Genomic DNA, 19,113 nt, shown 5'->3' on the forward strand with positions numbered 1-19,113 from the left:
TTTATTTTAAGTTCTTAAAATTTTCTTTCAATTACATAGTCAAGCATACTGTGCAGTGATTTTCTGGGTTCAGAATCCGGAAATTCATTCAGGATATCTTTTGCCTTCTGCTGAAAATCTTTCATGACTTTAATGGCGTAATCCATACCACCGGAATTTTTTACAAAATCTATAAGTTCTTTAACACGCTTTTGGTCATTATTGTAGCGCTTTATCGTGTTAAAATAGTACTTCTTATCTTTCTCGCTTGCATTTTTCAGTGTATAAATCAAAGGAAGCGTCATTTTCTGCTCTTTAATATCAATTCCCACCGGCTTTCCGATAAAATTTGAACTTAAATAATCAAAAAGGTCATCTTTAATCTGAAATGCCATCCCTGTATACGTCCCGAAATCCATCATTTTTTTAGCAAGTGCCTCATCTGCATTATTGGATAAAACTCCTATCTCGCAGCATGCAGCAATCAGAGTCGCGGTTTTCTGACGGATAATTTCATAGTAAACTTCTTCGGTAATATCCAGTTTTCTAGCCTTTTCCAATTGCAGAAGTTCACCTTCGGACATTTCACGGATCGTTCTTGAAATTACTCCTAAAAGATCGTAGTCTTTATGGTCTGTAGACAGAAGCACTGATTTTGACAAAAGGTAATCTCCCACCAAAACAGCAATTTTATTTTTCCATAAAGCATTGATTGAAAAAAAATTACGACGCTTAAAGCTTTCATCTACGACATCGTCATGAACCAAAGTTGCCGTATGAATCAGCTCAATCATAGAAGCTCCACGGTAAGTTTTTTCTGTGATTTCCCCTACCAGCTTTGCACAGAGAAATACAAACATTGGACGCATCTGCTTCCCTTTGGTAGTAACAATAAAACGGGTTACTTTATCCAATAAAGGCACTTTGCTCTGCATCGATTCATAAAACTTCTGCTCGAAAAGTTTCATTTCCTCATTGATCGGTCGTTTGATTTCTTCTACGATATTTGCCAAAATCTATGAATGATAGGTAAATAATTATTTATTCTCACAAAGATAATTTTTTTCACGCAATTTCAGGACAAAATTAATCTTTGAGTTCTTCTTTTGGAATAAAATATAATGCCGGCTGCGCAGTCCCCAGCTTGGATCTAAATTTTTCCCCAGAAATATAGATCCCGGTTTCATTGACAGCAACACCTTCTATCTGTCCGACTGTCAAAGCACTTCCAAGATAGTAATGTTTCGGTTTCTCCTTAAAAAAAATTCCCGGTTCTGTTTCTTTAAAAACGTTCATAAAAACTTCTGTTTTCTTCGTATAACCAACCAGGTAAAGTTTTTTATCAAAATAGGCAGCATCAGTTACCACAAAATTAGTCTTGTAAGATTCTGTTTTCTCAGCTTTCTGCTTCTCAGATATGTTGGGATCAATAATATAATGGGTCGTTGATTTTGACTTCCATTCTTTGGTAAACAGGTGCAGCTTTCCGTTGAGCCAGATCATCGCTTCGGCATCAAAGTCATTATTGGTGTATTTAGGAATGAACTCGGTCTGTTCAGGATACTCGAAGGAATTTTTTGTAATAGAATCATTCTTTGGTGCATTATTCTGAAAAGGAAGTTTATAGATTTCCAGATCTTTTCTGGTTCCGCCATTATTTCCGAAATCTCCGATATAGAAATTCTTTCCGTCATTGGTCAAAGCTTCCCAGTCTTTGTTTTTAGCATCAATTGTGAATGTACTTTTTATGCTGCCGGAAGTTTCATCCAGTTCAAAAAGTTCGGGGGCATTTCCGCTGTCATTAAAAGTATACAGCTTTCCGTTCATAAAACTCAAACCCGATGTTTCCTGGATTTTATCATCTAAATAAGCAACCCTGAATTTTCTTATTTTAAAAAAATCAGCCTGCTGCGAAAAGAAGGACTGGAAAATGATAATGGTAAGGAAAAGGAAGGTTTTTTTCATGGAACAAAAATAGAGTTTTGCAGATGACTGGAAAAATTTGGAGTCGTTTTGTTTCTTGTGAATTCATAACCACCCCGTCAAAAAATTCTTTGAATTTTTGCCACCACTCCAAAGGATGGGAATTTTGATCCGAGGAATTTACTTATTCCGAAAATCAGAGATAAAAAACTTAAGCGTTCAAGAAAACTTTTACCCTTTATATCACGCTGATTAAACAGATTGAGCAGATTTCTTATTCTGTTTGTTCCAGTCTTTTGGCCTGTTTCTTTAAATAGTCTTTTTGGTATTGCCTTACCGTTTTTCCGGTACCATCATGCCTCCAACCTGGCGAATTGAAAATATAATTGATTCTGTCGGAAATTTTCAGTCCCGGCTGTCTGATATCCTTCCAGATCTTTCGCCATTCATAAAGAAGAACAGTGTCCGGTTTGTTGTCCGGCATTTTTGGATAGATACCATATTTTATGGGAACACTTGGATCTTCTTTTTCGAAGGTTCCGAAAATCTTATCCCAGATAATGAGGCACATTCCCATATTTCTGTCGAGGTATTTAATATTGCATGCATGATGGACTCTATGATGTGAGGGGGTTACCAGAATATATTCCAGAATGCCCAGCCTTTTCACAGTCTGAGTATGCACCCAGGTTCCATACACCTGACCCAGCGCATAAACGACCATAATATGCCATGGATTGAAACCTAAAAAAGCCAGAGGAGAGAAATACAGATACCTGTAAAGCGGCTGCAGCACAGGGCTTCTAAAACCTGTCGTCAAGTTGAAATATTCAGAATTGTGATGGGTAATATGAACTGCCCAGAATGCCCGGGAATGGTGATCTACATAATGCAAAACGTAATAGGCAAAGTCTGTGATCACAAAACAGATAAGCCAGTACCATACAGTAAAATCCCAAGTGAAAAGTCTGTGATTATAAAAGAAAAACATGACTCCCATGGCAAAAGCCTTCATCATCAGATCCAGCCCAAAGTTCATCACTGCAAGGTAAATACTTGTGGCAACATCCTTTTTGTTATATAGCTTAGCTTCAGAAACATGACTGTAGATCATTTCTGCTAAAATAACTGTAGCATGAAGTGGGATTGACCATGCATAGACATTTTCAAGCCCGTCCTCTCCTGTAAAGAAATCCAGCATCCTGTATTAGTTTTATGTAAAGGTAGGATTTTAGGATTTTTTAAGAAATGTTTTAAATCTTTTTTAATGAAATTTTAATCGGTAGCTTTGTTGGCAAGCTGTCCGCAGGCTGCATCAATGTCTCCACCGCGACTTTTTCTGATCATCACAGTAACTCCGGCATTTTCTAACTGGCGTACATAATTGTCTTCTGCCTGTTTATTGCACTGGTCATATTTTCCGTCACCAATGGGATTATACTGAATCAAATTCACTTTAGAAGGAACCTGCTTGCAGTATTTTATTAAAGCTTTGATGTCTTCGTCGCCGTCATTGATCCCCTTCCATACACAGTATTCAAAAGTGATGACAGAACCTGTTTTTTGGTACCAATACTGAAGGGCCTCCATAATATCCGTCAAAGGAAATTTGTCCGAGAAAGGCATAATTTCATTCCGCTTGGATTCTATTGCAGAGTGAAGAGAGAGTGCCAGTTTTACCCGTAATTCATCATCAGCAAGCATTTTGATCATCTTCGGAATTCCGGATGTAGAAACGGTAATTCTTCTGGGAGACATTCCCAAACCTTCAGGCTGGGTAATCTTTCTGATGGCTTCCACTACATTTTTGTAATTCATCATCGGCTCTCCCATTCCCATAAAAACGATATTGGAAAGCGGTCTGTTAAAGTACATTTTACTTTGGCTGTCGATCAGGGCAACCTGGTCTACGATCTCGGCAACTTCAAGATTTCTCATCCTTTTCAATCTTGCCGTTGCACAGAATTCACAGTTCAAAGAACATCCTACCTGAGAAGAAACACAGGCTGTAGTTCTTGTTTCTGTAGGAATAAGAACAGATTCCACCAACAGTCCGTCGTGAAGTTTCACTCCGTTTTTAATGGTTCCGTCTGTACTTTTCTGAAGCTGGTCTACAGAAACCGGATTGATGGTATACTCTTCGGAAATTTTTTCACGGAGAGATTTCGAAAGATTCGTCATTTCATCAATCGAATGGAGGTTTTTACTCCATAACCAGTCGTAAACCTGCTTCGCACGAAACGGCTTTTCTCCTAAAGTCAAAAAATAGTCTTTAAGCTGGTCTAGTGATAAAACTCGGATATCTTTCAAAATAGTAGTGATTTAAATTATAAATTTTAGATTAAAATCCTTTACAGAAGTTAGGGATTCAATCTAAAATTTATAATCTATAATTTAAAATTAATTACAAAATAAGCATTGCGTCACCGTAAGAATAGAACTTATACTTTTCTTTTACGGCTTCTTCATATGCATGCATAATAAATTCTTTTCCTGCAAACGCAGCAATCATCATCAATAATGTAGATTTTGGGGTGTGGAAGTTGGTGATCATTGCATTGGCAACTCCAAAATCGTGAGGAGGATAAATGAATTTGTTTGTCCAGCCATTGAAAGCTGAGATCTTTCTGTTGGAAGAAACAGAAGTTTCTATGGCTCTCATCGTTGTTGTACCTACCGCACAAACTCTTCTGTGAGCTTCTACAGCTTTATTGATGATATCAGCATTTTTCTCATCAATGATTACTTCTTCAGATTCCATTTTGTGCTTAGAAAGATCTTCTACCTCAATTGGGTTAAAGGTTCCTAAACCAACGTGAAGCGTCACTTCAGCAAAATCAATTCCTTTGATTTCTAATTTCTTCATCAAATGCTTAGAGAAATGAAGGCCTGCCGTAGGGGCAGCCACCGCTCCTTCTATTTTGGCATAGATCGTCTGATATCTTTCTGCATCTTCCGGCTCTACTGCTCTCTTGATATATTTTGGAAGTGGAGTTTCTCCCAATTCTTTTAGTTTCGTTCTGAATTCATCGTAAGAACCGTCGAATAAGAATCTTAAAGTTCTTCCTCTTGAAGTCGTATTGTCAATAACTTCAGCTACCAGAGATTCATCCTCAGTAAAGAATAATTTGTTACCTATTCTGATCTTTCTTGCAGGATCTACCAGAACGTCCCACACTCTGGTTTCTTTATCTAGCTCTCTTAAAAGGAAAACTTCAATTTTAGCTCCTGTTTTTTCTTTATTTCCATAAAGACGGGCAGGGAAAACCTTAGTATTGTTGAAAATGAATAGATCTTTTTCATCAAAATAATCAACAACATCTCTAAACAGCTTATGCTCGATAGTTTGTGTCTTTCTATCAAGTACCATTAGTCTGGCTTCGTCTCTGTGTTCAGATGGGTGTTCTGCTAATAATTCTTCAGGAAGATCAAAGTTAAAATCTGATGTTTTCATTTTTTTAAATTACGGTTTAAAAATTATTGAAATTACAAGTGTAATTTCGGAGTGCAAATATACGACATTGAATACCCCTTTGTCAAGTATTATTTAAAATCAATTTAAAACCGTGATTCTACGGTGATTTGTGAAGAAAAAAAAGATTATTTTTGGGGAAACATTAAAAAACTTTTACACTTATGAGCAAATATTCACTGGAAGCTTTCGTCAACGAAACAAAAGAGAACCCACAGCAGAGAGATTATTTCGAACTGGAAACCAAGCACCTTCTGGAAATCAATCTTAATAACCAGGCTGTATGGACTAAAAGAGGCAGTATGGTAGGTTATGTTGGAGATATTAATTTTGAAAGACAGGGAATGCTGGCTGGTGGTATCGGAAATCTTTTAAAGAAAGCAATCAGCGGTGAAGGAGCAAAACTGATGAAGGCGGAAGGAACCGGGAAATTATACGTCGCAGATTCCGGCAAGAAAGTCCGTATCCTTTATCTGAACAATGAAGCGGTTTGTGTAAACGGAAATGATGTTCTGGCACACGAGCAGACTGTAAAAAGCGACATTACCATGCTTAAAAGCGTTGCAGGAATGATGGCGGGCGGTCTTTTCCAGGTAAAACTTTCCGGAACCGGACATATTGCAATAACGACTCATGGTGAACCATTGACTTTAATGGTCACCCCTGACAGTCCTGTTTTTACGGATCCTAATGCTACTGTAGCCTGGTCTGGAAACCTGAGTCCTGATCTGAAGACCAACGTTTCTTTTAAAAGCCTGATCGGCAGAGGAAGCGGCGAAGAATTCCAGATGAAATTCTCAGGAAACGGATGGGTGCTGATCCAGCCTTATGAAGAAGTATATTTCACAAAGAAATAGTATATTAAAAATTAATTATTCTAATGGCTGCCCTGATTTGAAGAGCAGCCATTTCTATTTTCCAACCTGAATCTCGAATCTCGAAAGCCACGCTCCATATCCGTTACCTCACAGGATTTTAATATATTTAAGAAAAAATTTTGATGGACACCACCACTTCACGAAGAAATTTTATTAAAACAGCTACTATTGCCAGTTTTGGCGCACTGGTTTTACCCAATTCTTTATTTGCCTATTCCAATGATTTTAAATCAGATAAAAAAGTCCGTGTCGGCTTTATTGGCGTAGGACTTCGGGGGCAGGAACATGTAAAACTGCTGGCAAAGCGTAATGACGTAGAAATTGTAGCTTTCGCAGATCCGGACAAAAGAATGCTTCTGGCTTCTCAAAAAATACTGAAGGATAACAATAAACCTGCTGCTCAGGAATTTTCAAACGGCGAATATGATTACCGGAATCTTTTAAAACTAAAAACAATAGATGCCGTAGTTATTGCCACACCATGGGAATGGCATCTTCCGCAGGGTACTGAAGCCATGAGAGCAAGAAAGATTGTGGGAATGGAAGTTTCCGGAGCTATAAAGCTTGAGGACTGCTGGGAATTTGTAAAGGTATATGAGGAAACGAAGGTTCCTATCTTTATGATGGAGAATGTATGTTACCGCAGGGATATTATGGCTATTATGAATATGGCACGCAAAGGAATGTTCGGAGAACTGGTTCATGGAAGGGGCGGCTATCAGCATGATCTGAGAGGTGTTCTTTTTAACGACGGTGTTACCCCTTATAATTCTGGAGCTGAGTTTGGAGAAAAAGGGTTCAGCGAGGCTCATTGGAGAACAGAGCATTATGTAAAACGCAATGGCGAGCTCTATCCTACCCATGGATTGGGACCTGTAGCGGTGATGATGGATATCAACCGTGGAAACCGCCTAACCCGACTTTCATCTTTCTCTTCAAAGTCTGTGGGGCTGCATAAGTATATTGTAGAACATCCTAAAGGCGGAGAAAACCATCCTAATGCAAAAGTGAAATTCAACCAGGGAGATATTGTTACTACACAAATTGCCTGTGCCAATGGTGAAACTATACTTTTGACCCATGATACGAGTTTACAGAGACCTTATGACCTTGGATTCAGGATTCAGGGAACGGAAGGCTTATGGCAGGATTTCGGATGGGGAGATTTTAATCAGGGGCATATTTATTTCGAAAAAACAATGAACCACACCCACCGATGGGAAAATACGGAAAAATGGATGAAGGAATTTGATCATCCAATCTGGAAAAAGTTTGAAAATACCGCTGCTGGTGCAGGCCATGGAGGAATGGATTTCTTTGTCATGAATACTTTTATCGAGTGTATCAAGCGAAATATAGAATTCCCGATGGATGTGTATGATCTTGCGTTATGGTATTCTATTACGCCGCTCAGCGAAGAATCTATTGCCAAAGGAGGTCAGGCTGTAGATATTCCTGATTTTACGAACGGAAAATGGAAGACCCGTAAACCTGTATTTGGAATGACGGATGAATTCTAAAAAAACATTACTTATACTGGCAGGCGGCCTCGGAAGCCGTTACAAAGGACTGAAACAGGTAGACGGAATTCTGGATAACGGCTCACCGATCCTGGAGTATTCAATTTATGATGCCCTGAACGCTGGTTTCGGCAAGATTGTTATTATTGTGAACCGACTTATTCCTCACAGCTACATTGAAAGATTAAATACAATATCTGAAATAAAGAAATTTGAACTTCACTGGGTTTATCAGAAAATGGAAAGTTTTCTACCTCAGAATTCTGACTGCTCACAACGGCAAAAGCCTTGGGGAACCGGACACGCTGTTCTTTGTGCAAAAAATACGGTACAAGAACCTTTTGTCATGATCAATGCGGATGATTTTTATGGGAAAGAAGCTTATCAACTGGCAGCAAAAGAAATTGATCTTCATATTTCAGAATCGCAGTTTGGAATGGCTGCTTATCCGGTAAAATCTACGTTGAGTGGAAATGGAAATGTGGCAAGAGGAATATGTACAATGGATGCTGAAGGTTTTCTGATAAAAATAGAGGAGCAGACTTCAATACGGGAAGAGGGAAATTTAATCCTTTATACTGAAAACGGAACGGATATAAAAATTGCCTCCAATGCATTGGTATCTATGAATTTTTTCATTTTTCACCCTAGTGTTTTCGATGCTCTTGAGCTCTATTTTAATGGTTTTATCCAGTCAGGTCCGGAGCCCTTACTGGAATTTTATATCCCTTCCGCTGTACAGAGAATGATTGATGAAAAAAAAGCAAAAGTACTGGTAAAACCTTCTCCTTCTCAATGGATGGGTGTTACCTATGCTGAGGACAAAACAAATATTAAAAATTTTCTGAAATCAGAAATGGAAAAAAACAGATATCCTGAAGATTTATGGAACTAAAACAAATCGTGACCGGATTTATCGGAACTGAAAACTATAAAGTCACTCCTATTACCAACGGACTGATCAATACAACCTATTTGGTAGAGGATGATGATGCTGATCAAAAATTCATTCTTCAGAGACTCAACGGTCAGGTTTTCCAGCGTCCGGAAGTGATCATGCATAATCATATTCTGATCAACGAAATGCTTGAGAACGGCAATTATCCATTGATGCTGGTAAAACCCAAGCCTATTGTATCAGGAAGCTTTATGATGGATGATGAAGATGGAAATTCGTGGAGAATGCTCAGCTTTATACCAGATACCAATACGTTCTTTAAAATTCCTGATATAAAAACAGCTTATGAAGCTGCAAAAGCTGTCGGATGCTTTTTAAATACCATAAATCCTGAATTTCTTCCTGATATCCAGATTCCGATTCCTGATTTTATTAACTTCGAGAAAAGAATCCTGGATTACCAAACTTCATTACAACATGCCAATGAAGATCTTCTAAAGGATGCAGCCTTGGAAATAGAAATGATGAATGAGTTACTTTTTCTTCCAAAAAAATGGATCAAAATGGAAAAGGAGGGCCAATTGCCTAAAAGAGTTATTCATGGAGATCCCAATATCAGAAATATCCTTTTTGATAAAAATTCAAGACCTCTGGCTGTTATTGACCTTGATACGGTAACGGTTTCTACCATTCTGTATGACTTTGGTGATATGGCAAGATCCTATACAAATACACTAGATGAGGATGAAGGAAATGCTAATAACAATTTTAACCCGCAAATTTACAGAACGGTAAAAGACGGATTTCTATTATCATTAAAGGGAAAACTAACGTTTGAAGAGCTTGAAAACCTTGATTATGCCGCACAAACCGTGATCTATATTCAGGCGGTCCGTTTTCTTACCGATTATTTGAATGGGAATACTTATTACACTACGAAATACCTTGAACACAATCTGGACAGAACCAGAAATCAGCTGGAACTGTTGAAGGGGCTGAGAACGTATTTGAAATTGTAATCGCTCATAGGTTTAAGAGTCTATCATTGTGGGATCTTAGATTAGTCTTAGCCGAGATTGCTTCGCTGTGCTCGCAATGACTGAATATAAAAAAGAGGGTTCGGCAAGCTTTGCTTGCCGAACCCTCTTTTCACTTATTATTCAAAAACTTTTGTGCCTTTTGTGATTAAAATTCTATGCAGGTGAAAAATCTGCACCATCTCCTTAACTAAAATTTACACTAGAAACTCCAAAATCCTCTTCCAATCTTCCAATTTTACATCAAACGAAACCGTATGTAGCGGGCTTGTAGAGGGAAGCTGAAATATAGGCAGTCTATAATTTTTCCCTAAAAGCTTTTGCAAATTTTTATACGATTTCCCTCCGTTACAGAAAATTGCTTTGATGTTTAAATGCTCATCCAGCAGTTCAGCAATCTGATTGGCTTCTTCATTTTTAATTTCAGAATCTAAACTTCCTTTTCTCTCACAGGAATCAATGACATCCCACACTGCAATATGATGTTTTTTTAGAATCTTTATCCGCTGATTATAATCATCAGTGAATTCTTCATTGAACAGATGAAAAATAATGGGCCAGAATTTATTTTGGGGATGACCGTAATATTGCTGCTTTTCCAAAGATTTTACACCAGGAATTGATCCTAAAATTAAAATTTCAGATTGGTCATCAACAATAGGCGGAAACGAAGAAATTCTATTTTGCATACTCAAATATATAAAATTTGGCTAAAGCCATTGGACTCAAGACTTATAAAACAAAAAACGGGCTAAAAGCCCGTTCCTATTGATATTTTGCCAATAATTAATTAGAAATTTAATTCTTTTTAATCTTAAATTATAAAGTTTCCTTCAGCCAATCGAAGAATTCTCTCTGCCATACCAATCCGTTTTGAGGATGAAGTACCCAGTGATTTTCATTCGGGAAATAGACCAATTTAGATTTCAGACCTCTTAATTTTGCAGCCTGGAAAGCTTCCTGTCCTTGCTCATAAGGTACACGGTAATCGATACCTCCCTGGAAGATCATAATTGGTTTGTTCCATTTTTCAACAAAATTGCTTGGATTGAAGTCTGTATATGCTTTTGGAAGAGGTTTTTCCCATGGAGAACCAAGATCCCAGTTCGCAAACCAAAGCTCTTCGGTAGTAAGATACCAGGATTTCATATCAAACAATCCATCATGTGCAATGAATGTTTTGAATCTGTTTTCATGAATTCCCGCTAGCATAAATACACTGTATCCTCCATAGCTTGCGCCTACTGCCGCTACTCTTTCACCGTCTACATAAGGTAATGTTTTAGCATAATCTGTTGCTGCCAGATAATCTCTCATTGGCTGTCCGCCCCAGTCTTTTGAAATTTCTTCATTCCACTTTGTTCCCCAGCCCGGCATTCCTCTTCTGTTGGGAGCCACTACGATATATCCGTTGGCTGCCATAAGGGCGAAATTCCATCTGGTGCTGAAAAACTGTGTCAGTGCAGATTGTGGGCCTCCCTGGCAGTAAACGAGCGTAGGGTATTTTTTATTTGGATCAAAGTTGGGTGGATAGTGGAACCATACGCCCATTTCTTTGCCGTCTGTTGTTTTCACCATCTTCAGTTCCGATTTTCCCTGAGCCAGTTTAGCATAAGCTTCTTTATTAGCTTCAGTAACCTGATTCATTTCTCCGTTTTTCACATTGACAGAGAATAACTCGGTTGCATGGTTCACGTCTGTTCTTCCTACTAAAAGTGAAGATTTATTGTCGGTGAAGATTTCGTTAACGTCAAAATCACCTTTTGTAATCTGCTGTACTTTTGCTGCTTTAGGATCTAAAGAGAAAAGCTGCTTGGTTCCTTTGGACGCTGCTGTAAAATAGATCGTTTTAGAATCTCCGCTCCAGAATACATCTCCGGAAACGCTTTCATCCCAGCCGGCGGTAAGATTAGTGGTTTTACCAGACTTCCAGTCCATGATCTTTACATCATTTTTATCCGCTTCATATCCGTCTCTGGCCATACTCTGCCAGATCAGGGATTTTCCGTCCGGGCTGAATTTTGGATTGACATCATAGCCTTTATTGGTTTCTGTTATATTCTTTGTGGTTCCTGATGCCAGATCGTATGCAAAGATATCAGTGTTGGTACTTGTAGAATATTCTTTGCCACTTTTCGGTTTTGTAACATATAAAAGCTGGGAAGAATCCGGACTCCAGATGAAATCTTCTGCACCACCGAAAGGTCTTTGGGGAGAATCCCACGTTTTACCCTCTAAAAGATCTTTTGCAGATTCTGTTTTGTCTGCTGCATTGACTACAAATACATGGTTGTATTTTCCTTCATTGTAATAATCCCAGTGTCTGTGGTTCAGATCAGTATAAACCTGAGCGGTAGTTTTAGGAGTGTCACTGTATCTGTCTTTCCCCATTAGTTTCTCCACCAGAACCTGTTTGCTGAACGCAATTTTTTTACCGTCCGGAGAGATCACGACATTGTCAGCTTCGCCGATGGTATAGAATTCAGACCAGGTTTTCCCGTTGTCTTTTGAAAGATAGATTTTATCTCCTTCCTGAGCATAAATTCCGTTCTTGTCCCATTGGATAAGGGCTTTTTTTCCGAAATCTATTTTGGAAGACTGGTTATTAAGGACATTGAGAAAGTAGTTCTCGTTTTTCGTTTTTTCTGTTTTCAGATCTACCTGTCCGATTTTATAGATTAGGGAAGTCTGATCCGGCGAAACAGCCTGTACCCCAACTTTTTTCAAAGTCCAAAGGATTTCAGGTGTCATTAACTGTTGTGCATTCATTAAGAGCGGAGCTGCCAGAGCGAGCAGGCTGTACTTAAGTTTCATATGTTGATATTCATTTTAACGGAACTGTGAAATCAGAAAGTTTTATCAATTCCTTTTATTTAATTCAAAGATTTCCAAAGTTAGTATTTAAAATAAAGATGACGAAGGATAAATATCAAAATTTAGGGTTCAATCTAACTGACTGGTATTTTTTTCATAACATCAATCAAATAAAAAAGTCTGCCGTAAAAACAGCAGACCTATGATATCAATTTTATTCCTGACCTGTTAGTCTTTATCTGCGAACATGGAATTCGCCAATGAAGTCACAAAGGACAGTAGTATACTAAAGATAAGTGCCCACCAGAAACCGTCTACCACCATACTGTCTATAAAATAATCTGCGATTAAAATAATCAATGCATTGATCACTAAAGCAAATAATCCTAAGGTAATAATCGTAAGCGGAAGTCCGAAAAGACTCAAAATAGGTTTAACAATAATGTTTAAAACCCCTAAAACAATTGCAAAAATAATTGCTGTCGAAAATCCTTCAAAATGTACACCTGGTAGAATTGAAGTTAAGAGGTACGCAACTATTGCTGTAATCAGCAAGCGGATAATTAAGTTCATATTATATTTTTTTAATGTTATGGTTTCTATGTTGCAAATCCTGTTCCATTTGAAACAGAAAAAAGCTGTCAGCTCCTTTATTTACTCAATATTTTAGTAACTGTAACCTTATTTATTTGATCCTCATCATGGTTACCAGCGAAGTAGCTACATGACTTTCCGAAGCTGTATTGTCATCAATAACATAAATTTCAGTCCGGACCACAATAATTTTTCCTCCACCTTTTATAACGTAAGACCGCGATATCAGGGCATCTCCCAAAGCAGGACGTAGATAATTGACCTTCAATTCAACTGTTACTACATAACAGTCATCTTTGTAATGGCTTACCGAAGCATATCCTGAAGAAACATCCACCAGAGAAGCAATCATTGCGCCATTGAACATTCCGGCTTTTCGGGTCATCATCTCCATTTTAGGAATTTTTATAGAGACGAAATCAGTTTCTATTTCCAATAATTCGGCATTGTAAAATTTCAAGGTTTCGGAGCGTCCGAAACTGTCTGTCATCAGTTTCTTTTTTTCTGGAGTCATGAATATTTAATTTAATCTGAATGTGATTACAAAGTACATCAATGTTTTCAGAAATACCAGAAAAATTAAAACTTATCATATCAAAGGCACTTAAGTTCTATGAAAATCTTATGTTTATAACCTATTTTTGAATAGTTGGCTATTTATTCCCCTCCTCTGGAGGGGTGGCGAAAATTCAGAGAATTTTTGACGGGGTGGTTTCTACAAAACTCATAAAAACACTAGCTTTGTCCCCAACAATCATCTGTATGACCAAAAACCTTCTCACATCTATAAGCCTTCTACTTTGTTGTGTTTTTCAGGCTCAAACCCTGCATCTCTACGGCGGTTCCAACCAGGATCAATATCTTGGCTGCTTGAACTGTGATACTTTTGATAAAGATTCGATATGGAATTCTTTTGGTGATTATGGAAATATACTCAGCTCAAAATCGATCTGGAACGTCAATGGAAACTATGGAAGCACATACAGTACTTATTCTCCGTGGAGCAGCTATGCATCTTATCCCCCGGCTATTGTTGATCAGGATGGACAGTTTTATGGATACCTGACTTTAAATCCGTACAAATCTGAAAGATCAGAACTCGGACTGGTGCATATCTTATATAAAAATCATGATGCCATCCAGAAGGACGTCAGCGGATGGTATGACAAATTATTTCGTTAATTTTAAGATAACTGTACCTGAAAACCGTCTGCAAGCGTTAGAACTCCTTCTGTCAGAGCTTCGGAATGTGTTGTGAATCCTTTTAATTTTGAAGTTTTTCCTTTTAAAACGAGATCTAAAAGCTGCTTATCAGAAAGTTTCTTCCCAAAGATATCAAAGGTAATTTTAAAGCCACAGTTTTTAAAATCGGAACATCCCACTGCTGTTTTTCCTTTGATCAGATTGTGTTCTTTGCACTTGGGACATTTTGTTTCTTCCCAGGACTGCAGTTCTTTTTTTACAGCAGGTTCCCGTTTTTTCTTTTCTACAACCTCTTCTTTCTCTTCGTATAATGTAATCACTTTTCCTTTTCCGTCTACTACTTTCTTCGTCAGTTCCGTCACCATCTGGATCAGTTCTTCTTTAAACTGGTTCGCCTCGTATTCCCCTTTTTCAATTCTGCGGAGCTTTGATTCCCATTCTCCTGTCAGTTCAGGGCTTTTCAGAAGTTCGTCTTCAATGGTGTCAATTAACTGAATTCCGGTTTGTGTGGCGATAAGATTCTTTCTTTTCTTCTCAATATATTTCCTCTTAAAAAGCGTTTCTATAATGTTCGCACGAGTAGATGGTCTTCCGATCCCGTTGTTTTTAAGCATTTCACGCAATTCATCATCTTCCACCTGTTTCCCGGCAGTTTCCATGGCACGCAGCAGCGTTGCTTCCGTGTATGGTTTAGGTGGCGTAGTTTTCCCTTGGTGAATCATCGGATCATGAGGTCCGGTTTCACCAACTTTAAATTCAGGAATTGTCTGTTCTTCTTCTTTCTCCTTTTCTTTATCAGTAACTTCCTCTTTCGGTTCTTTAGCATATACAGCTCTCCATCCCGGTTCCAGAACCTGTCTTCCACTTGTTTTAAAGGGAATGGTTCCTACTTTTCCTTCTACCAGTGTATTGGAGATTTTACATTCAGGATAAAAAACAGCAATAAAACGTTTCGCTACCAAATCATAGATCAGTTTTTCTTCTCTGCTTAAATTTTGAGAAGGCGGAACTTCCGTGGGAATAATGGCATGGTGATCCGTTACTTTCGCATCATCAAAAACAGCTTTTGATTTTGGAATCGGGCCTTCCAATAATGGTGCTACGAGTTCCTGATAGAAATGCATTTTCCGAAGTATACCATCTATTTTCGGATAAAGGCTTTCTGATAAATAAGTGGTATCCACACGGGGGTAGGTCACATGTTTTTTCTCGTAAAGACTTTGGATATAATTTAGAGTATTCTCAGCAGAATATCCATATTTTTTGTTAGCTTCAACCTGAAGCCCGGTAAGATCAAAAAGCCTTGGATTTTTTTCCTTTCCTTCTTTAATTTCAAAGGATACGATCTCAAAAGGATTGACTTTAAGATATTCCAGACCTTTTTCAGCACGGTCTAAGGTTTTCAGCCGGTCGATCGCTGCGTTGAAAACAACGTCACGGTATTTTGTTTTAAGCTCCCAATATTCTTCGGTGGTAAAAGCATCAATTTCCTTCTGACGCTGAACCAGCATCGCCAAAGTCGGAGTCTGCACTCTTCCGATAGAAAGAACTGCTTTATTGCCTCCAAACTTTTTGGTAAATAGCCTTGTAGCATTGATTCCCAGCAGCCAGTCCCCGATCGCTCTTGCATTTCCTGCCAGGTACAGGTTCTTGTAATCTTCTGCAGGTTTAAGATTGTCAAAACCTTCTTTAATAGCCTCTTCAGTAAGGGACGAGATCCATAAACGCTGAACCGGTTTATTACATTTTGCCTTCTGCAATACCCAACGCTGAATCAGCTCACCTTCCTGCCCGGCATCACCACAGTTAATCACCTCATCACATTCCTCTACCAATCTTTCAATAACTTTAAACTGGTTTTCTACGCCTTTATTCGGAATTAATTTGATCCCGAAATTGTTTGGAATAATCGGTAATAAAAACAGGTTCCATGATTTGTACTGCGGACCGTAATCGTGAGGTTCTTTCAATGTGCAAAGATGTCCGAACGTCCATGTCACACAGTATCCATTACCCTCCATATAGCCTTGTTTAGGCGTGGTAGCACCTAATACTTTGGCGATATCTCTGGCAACACTGGGCTTTTCTGCAATACAAAGTTTCATGAATATTCGGGATTATTGAAGGGGAACAAAAGTCGGGATTTTTTTTGACTTTAACCAATTTAGGTAAAAATTAAGGCTGGGCACCTGAAAGAGAGTTCAATATAAAATACCATCAGATATTTGAGCTATGGTATTTGTACAACCTTTGTAATACAGAAGACCGGATCATCTATGATTTCAAAGATTGATTTTTCCTATTCAATGAAACAGGACAATTCCCGGATAGATTCAGACCTTACATCAGCAAAGAATACAGCGAAAGAACAAATGACGGCTTGGCCTTTACCTGCTGAGCAATCACGAAAGCATCATCGATTTTCTGTGTGGTATTGCTATACAAAAGGGGTGAATCATTTTGATTCACCCCTTTTGTATTTTGCTTTGTTTGTATTTCTATTTCTTCACTTCAGCAATTGCGCTTTGGATTCCTCCGCCCGCCACTTCAAAGAAAGAAGGGCCCGCTAAAAGGTATACTTTTTCCAGTTTTTTGGTTTTGGAAAGGTTATGTTCTTTTAAGTAAGTTTCAGAACGGTTGGCCAATACTATTCCTTTGACAACATTTCCGGCTACCAGAGCAGTTGGGGAATCTATTCCTGCATCTTTCAGGTCGCTGGCAAAAGCGAAATTGGTTACCCCCAATCTCATCGCTTCACGGGCTGCCACTTCGCCTACTGAAGTCATCAGGTCGGGTGTGAAACTGTTTCGGTCTCCCAGGCCAATCAGCAGCAATTTTTTAGCCGACATAGAACCTGCAGGAGGTGTTATGAGAAGAGTTTCCAAAGAATGTCCTTTAAACTGCCCGGATTGTCTGATCTTTGTAAACTCCCCTTTTAAAGCATCATCCAGATGGACCAGACCGTTTAAGTTGGCCGGTAAAGCCTGAGCACTGTGAATGTCGTTATCGGTATATTCAAAAACACAGGCCACCTGAAGCTGGGCATCAGCAGACGATGGTCCCTGAACCAGTCCTATCATTGAAATTCCGTCTACGGAACCCCAGTTTTTGGAGGTTCCTACTGTGGCAGGAGTGGCTGCTGAATTAGCAGTGGCTGTCTGGGAAAAACTTAAGGTTGAGAATGCTAATGCTGTGATCAGTAATGATCTTTTTAGGGTATTTTTCATGAGGTTGATTTTTGTTGTTAGTTGTTAGTGAATTTCTTTATGATATTCTTTTTGCTATTATAAGTTCAAAGGTAGTTTCTATCTTAAAAAATGACATTGATGTGGGATAATAAATACAGAGGGTTCGAATAATTTTCAAGGATAGTGTTGTTAAAAAATTGGGGACTATTTGTAGAGATATTAGCTAGCGATTATGCTTAAAATTTAAATACAATTCTGGTGTTGATAAACAGTCCGTCTTTGTCGTCTTCAATGATATCGTTTACAAATGCGCCGGTTTTGAAGTACTGGATTCCTGTATTAAAGGTTAAAAATTTGTTGATTTTATAATTAAAGCTTCCTAAGAAAGCTGTTCCGATATATTTTTTCTTTGAATTCATTGAGGTGAGGTTTAAAGATCCGCTGGGTCTGTAAATTCCGTCATTGACAGAGTATCTCCAGTTGAAAACCACATCGGCCTGAACGGTTATTTTGCTGCTGAGATCAACGGTGGCATAAGGATGAAGATCTATTAAATTGACAGGCCCGATCTGCGGATTGAATCCGAAGTAGCCTCCTTTCGGGTAAAGCGGGTTGAATGTTTCCAGCTTCCCATCCCCTTTCCGGCTGTCTCCGGAAATGTAATCGTTCCTCAGATTGATGGTAGGTTTTCCTTTTGTATTTTCAAACATATATCCAACGTCTGCAGAAGCTGTCCATGCGCTGATAGTTCCCTTATCAAAATTTCCAAACTGATAGGCTGCTTCAAAATTATAGATTAGCCCGCCTCCATATCTCCAGAATCTTCCTCCTATCGTATGTCTTGTTTCATCGGAAGTTCCGGCTTCAAAGCGTACATCTTTGCGGTGAATTCCCAGGTAATACAGTTCCAGGTTTCCGCTTTTAGGGAGAATCAGGGTATTGTAACTGCCCCAAAGATTGATGGATTTTGAGGGTTTATTGTCAAATGCTCCAGTATTGATTTCGCTGGCCATCATCATGAATGCATCGGATCTGAAATTTCCTCTTTTGTACATGACTTTTAGTCCGTCAAAATAGAGTCTTAAATTCGGGCCTTCCCGCACAGAGATCAGTCTTCCGCTTCCGTAATCCAGCTCCTGTCTTCCTGCACGAATGGTCAGTTTTTCTTTTTCATTTTTAATGGCATCCACATCTATGAAAAGGTTCTGAACATTCAGGTGGTCTTCATCAATTGCTCTGGGACCGTTTTTTCTCCCGTTTTCCCAGGCACTTCTCAACTGTCCGAAGATTCTGACCCTTGAACCGAGGTGGAGATCTGCATGTACAGTATATCTCTGAATCAGAAAAGGATTACTTCCTATGCCTAATCTTCCCCAGTCTTCATTATTAAATTCAACGAACTCGGCTCTGGCTTCTCCTCCCAATGATAAATAGGTATTGTTATTTTTTTCTGAAAGCGGAATATATTTTAAAGAATTATAAAAGGTATCGGCTGAGTCTTTATAGGCTGTGTAATCTTCATCAAACCTCATCAGCTTAAACTGTGCCGAGACCGATGCAGGAAAAAGAATCTGTAACAATAGCAGGATGGTAATTAAATTCTTCAT

Annotated in this window: 18 protein-coding genes; 5 read left to right on the plus strand and 13 right to left on the minus strand. The window is 38.6% G+C overall.

The features are described from left to right. Window positions 1-14 precede the first annotated feature (14 nt). From QF044_RS11080 to queA, 5 genes are all read right to left on the minus strand, one after another. The gene (locus QF044_RS11080) at window positions 15-992 is read right to left on the minus strand and encodes a polyprenyl synthetase family protein (protein ID WP_307267009.1); all 978 of its coding nucleotides are present in this window, start codon (window positions 990-992) and stop codon (window positions 15-17) included. Window positions 993-1,065: 73 nt separating this feature from the next. After that, window positions 1,066-1,944: a hypothetical protein gene (locus QF044_RS11085; protein WP_307267012.1), complete on the minus strand. Its 879-nt coding sequence runs from the start codon at window positions 1,942-1,944 to the stop codon at window positions 1,066-1,068. 232 nt (window positions 1,945-2,176) lie between these two features. Continuing rightward, window positions 2,177-3,103 (minus strand): sterol desaturase family protein, encoded by a 927-nt coding sequence (locus tag QF044_RS11090; RefSeq protein ID WP_307267014.1) that lies wholly within the window; start codon window positions 3,101-3,103, stop codon window positions 2,177-2,179. 74 nt (window positions 3,104-3,177) lie between these two features. After that, window positions 3,178-4,212 (minus strand): 23S rRNA (adenine(2503)-C(2))-methyltransferase RlmN, encoded by a 1,035-nt coding sequence (rlmN, locus tag QF044_RS11095; protein ID WP_307267017.1) that lies wholly within the window; start codon window positions 4,210-4,212, stop codon window positions 3,178-3,180. Between the two features lie 94 nt (window positions 4,213-4,306). Beyond that, a complete protein-coding gene (gene queA / locus QF044_RS11100) occupies window positions 4,307-5,356 on the minus strand; it encodes a tRNA preQ1(34) S-adenosylmethionine ribosyltransferase-isomerase QueA (RefSeq protein ID WP_307267019.1) in 1,050 nt (349 codons plus the stop codon). 182 nt (window positions 5,357-5,538) lie between these two features. On the opposite strand from queA, the gene QF044_RS11105 reads away from it, so the two are divergent. The 4 genes from QF044_RS11105 to QF044_RS11120 all read left to right on the plus strand — a co-directional run bounded on the left by QF044_RS11105 (window position 5,539) and on the right by QF044_RS11120 (window position 9,689). Further along, window positions 5,539-6,231: an AIM24 family protein gene (locus tag QF044_RS11105; RefSeq protein WP_307267020.1), complete on the plus strand. Its 693-nt coding sequence runs from the start codon at window positions 5,539-5,541 to the stop codon at window positions 6,229-6,231. Between the two features lie 143 nt (window positions 6,232-6,374). Continuing rightward, a complete protein-coding gene (locus QF044_RS11110; RefSeq protein ID WP_307267022.1) occupies window positions 6,375-7,772 on the plus strand; it encodes a Gfo/Idh/MocA family protein in 1,398 nt (465 codons plus the stop codon). Beyond that, window positions 7,762-8,667, plus strand: a complete 906-nt coding sequence (locus QF044_RS11115; RefSeq protein WP_307267025.1) for a sugar phosphate nucleotidyltransferase — start codon at window positions 7,762-7,764, stop codon at window positions 8,665-8,667. Before QF044_RS11110 ends, QF044_RS11115 begins: the two co-directional genes overlap by 11 nt. Continuing rightward, on the plus strand, window positions 8,658-9,689 hold the full coding sequence (locus QF044_RS11120) for a phosphotransferase enzyme family protein (protein WP_307267027.1): 1,032 nt from the start codon (window positions 8,658-8,660) through the stop codon (window positions 9,687-9,689). Before QF044_RS11115 ends, QF044_RS11120 begins: the two co-directional genes overlap by 10 nt. 215 nt (window positions 9,690-9,904) lie before the next feature. Here QF044_RS11120 and QF044_RS11125 read toward each other — a convergent pair whose 3' ends face one another. The 4 genes from QF044_RS11125 to QF044_RS11140 form a co-directional block, all read right to left on the minus strand. Beyond that, complete coding sequence (locus QF044_RS11125; RefSeq protein WP_307267030.1) at window positions 9,905-10,396, minus strand: DNA-deoxyinosine glycosylase; 492 nt, start codon at window positions 10,394-10,396, stop codon at window positions 9,905-9,907. Window positions 10,397-10,526: 130 nt separating this feature from the next. Then, a complete protein-coding gene (locus tag QF044_RS11130; protein ID WP_307267032.1) occupies window positions 10,527-12,521 on the minus strand; it encodes a S9 family peptidase in 1,995 nt (664 codons plus the stop codon). A gap of 228 nt (window positions 12,522-12,749) precedes the next feature. Beyond that, window positions 12,750-13,094 carry a phage holin family protein gene (locus QF044_RS11135; protein WP_307267034.1) on the minus strand — a complete coding sequence of 115 codons (345 nt, stop codon included), beginning with the start codon at window positions 13,092-13,094 and terminating at the stop codon, window positions 12,750-12,752. 112 nt (window positions 13,095-13,206) lie between these two features. Further along, window positions 13,207-13,629, minus strand: coding sequence for a PaaI family thioesterase (locus QF044_RS11140; RefSeq protein WP_307267037.1), 423 nt, complete (start codon window positions 13,627-13,629; stop codon window positions 13,207-13,209). 248 nt (window positions 13,630-13,877) lie between these two features. Here QF044_RS11140 and QF044_RS11145 point away from each other — a divergent pair, with 248 nt between their 5' ends. Further along, window positions 13,878-14,297 carry a hypothetical protein gene (locus tag QF044_RS11145; RefSeq protein WP_307267040.1) on the plus strand — a complete coding sequence of 140 codons (420 nt, stop codon included), beginning with the start codon at window positions 13,878-13,880 and terminating at the stop codon, window positions 14,295-14,297. Window positions 14,298-14,299: 2 nt separating this feature from the next. Here QF044_RS11145 and QF044_RS11150 read toward each other — a convergent pair whose 3' ends face one another. The 4 genes from QF044_RS11150 to QF044_RS11165 form a co-directional block, all read right to left on the minus strand. Then, window positions 14,300-16,423: a type IA DNA topoisomerase gene (locus QF044_RS11150; protein WP_307267042.1), complete on the minus strand. Its 2,124-nt coding sequence runs from the start codon at window positions 16,421-16,423 to the stop codon at window positions 14,300-14,302. Window positions 16,424-16,658: 235 nt separating this feature from the next. Further along, window positions 16,659-16,787 carry a hypothetical protein gene (locus QF044_RS11155; protein ID WP_307267045.1) on the minus strand — a complete coding sequence of 43 codons (129 nt, stop codon included), beginning with the start codon at window positions 16,785-16,787 and terminating at the stop codon, window positions 16,659-16,661. 29 nt (window positions 16,788-16,816) lie between these two features. Continuing rightward, window positions 16,817-17,545, minus strand: coding sequence for a M17 family peptidase N-terminal domain-containing protein (locus tag QF044_RS11160; RefSeq protein WP_307267047.1), 729 nt, complete (start codon window positions 17,543-17,545; stop codon window positions 16,817-16,819). 197 nt (window positions 17,546-17,742) lie between these two features. Then, window positions 17,743-19,113, minus strand: coding sequence for an alginate export family protein (locus QF044_RS11165; protein ID WP_307267050.1), 1,371 nt, complete (start codon window positions 19,111-19,113; stop codon window positions 17,743-17,745).

The organism is Chryseobacterium sp. W4I1 (genome assembly GCF_030816115.1).
Classification (GTDB): domain Bacteria; phylum Bacteroidota; class Bacteroidia; order Flavobacteriales; family Weeksellaceae; genus Chryseobacterium.

Excerpts from the sequence above, each read along its gene's own strand:
- QF044_RS11090 (WP_307267014.1), bottom strand. The coding sequence starts at position 3,103 with ATGCTGGATTTCTTTACAGGAGAGGACGGGCTTGAAAATGTCTATGCA.
- QF044_RS11125 (WP_307267030.1), bottom strand. The coding sequence starts at position 10,396 with ATGCAAAATAGAATTTCTTCGTTTCCGCCTATTGTTGATGACCAATCT.
- QF044_RS11135 (WP_307267034.1), bottom strand. The coding sequence starts at position 13,094 with ATGAACTTAATTATCCGCTTGCTGATTACAGCAATAGTTGCGTACCTC.
- QF044_RS11165 (WP_307267050.1), bottom strand. The coding sequence starts at position 19,113 with ATGAAGAATTTAATTACCATCCTGCTATTGTTACAGATTCTTTTTCCT.
- QF044_RS11115 (WP_307267025.1), top strand. The coding sequence starts at position 7,762 with ATGAATTCTAAAAAAACATTACTTATACTGGCAGGCGGCCTCGGAAGC.
- QF044_RS11150 (WP_307267042.1), bottom strand. The coding sequence starts at position 16,423 with ATGAAACTTTGTATTGCAGAAAAGCCCAGTGTTGCCAGAGATATCGCC.
- QF044_RS11130 (WP_307267032.1), bottom strand. The coding sequence starts at position 12,521 with ATGAAACTTAAGTACAGCCTGCTCGCTCTGGCAGCTCCGCTCTTAATG.
- QF044_RS11110 (WP_307267022.1), top strand. The coding sequence starts at position 6,375 with ATGGACACCACCACTTCACGAAGAAATTTTATTAAAACAGCTACTATT.
- QF044_RS11120 (WP_307267027.1), top strand. The coding sequence starts at position 8,658 with ATGGAACTAAAACAAATCGTGACCGGATTTATCGGAACTGAAAACTAT.
- queA (WP_307267019.1), bottom strand. The coding sequence starts at position 5,356 with ATGAAAACATCAGATTTTAACTTTGATCTTCCTGAAGAATTATTAGCA.
- QF044_RS11085 (WP_307267012.1), bottom strand. The coding sequence starts at position 1,944 with ATGAAAAAAACCTTCCTTTTCCTTACCATTATCATTTTCCAGTCCTTC.
- QF044_RS11145 (WP_307267040.1), top strand. The coding sequence starts at position 13,878 with ATGACCAAAAACCTTCTCACATCTATAAGCCTTCTACTTTGTTGTGTT.
- QF044_RS11160 (WP_307267047.1), bottom strand. The coding sequence starts at position 17,545 with ATGAAAAATACCCTAAAAAGATCATTACTGATCACAGCATTAGCATTC.
- QF044_RS11140 (WP_307267037.1), bottom strand. The coding sequence starts at position 13,629 with ATGACTCCAGAAAAAAAGAAACTGATGACAGACAGTTTCGGACGCTCC.
- QF044_RS11105 (WP_307267020.1), top strand. The coding sequence starts at position 5,539 with ATGAGCAAATATTCACTGGAAGCTTTCGTCAACGAAACAAAAGAGAAC.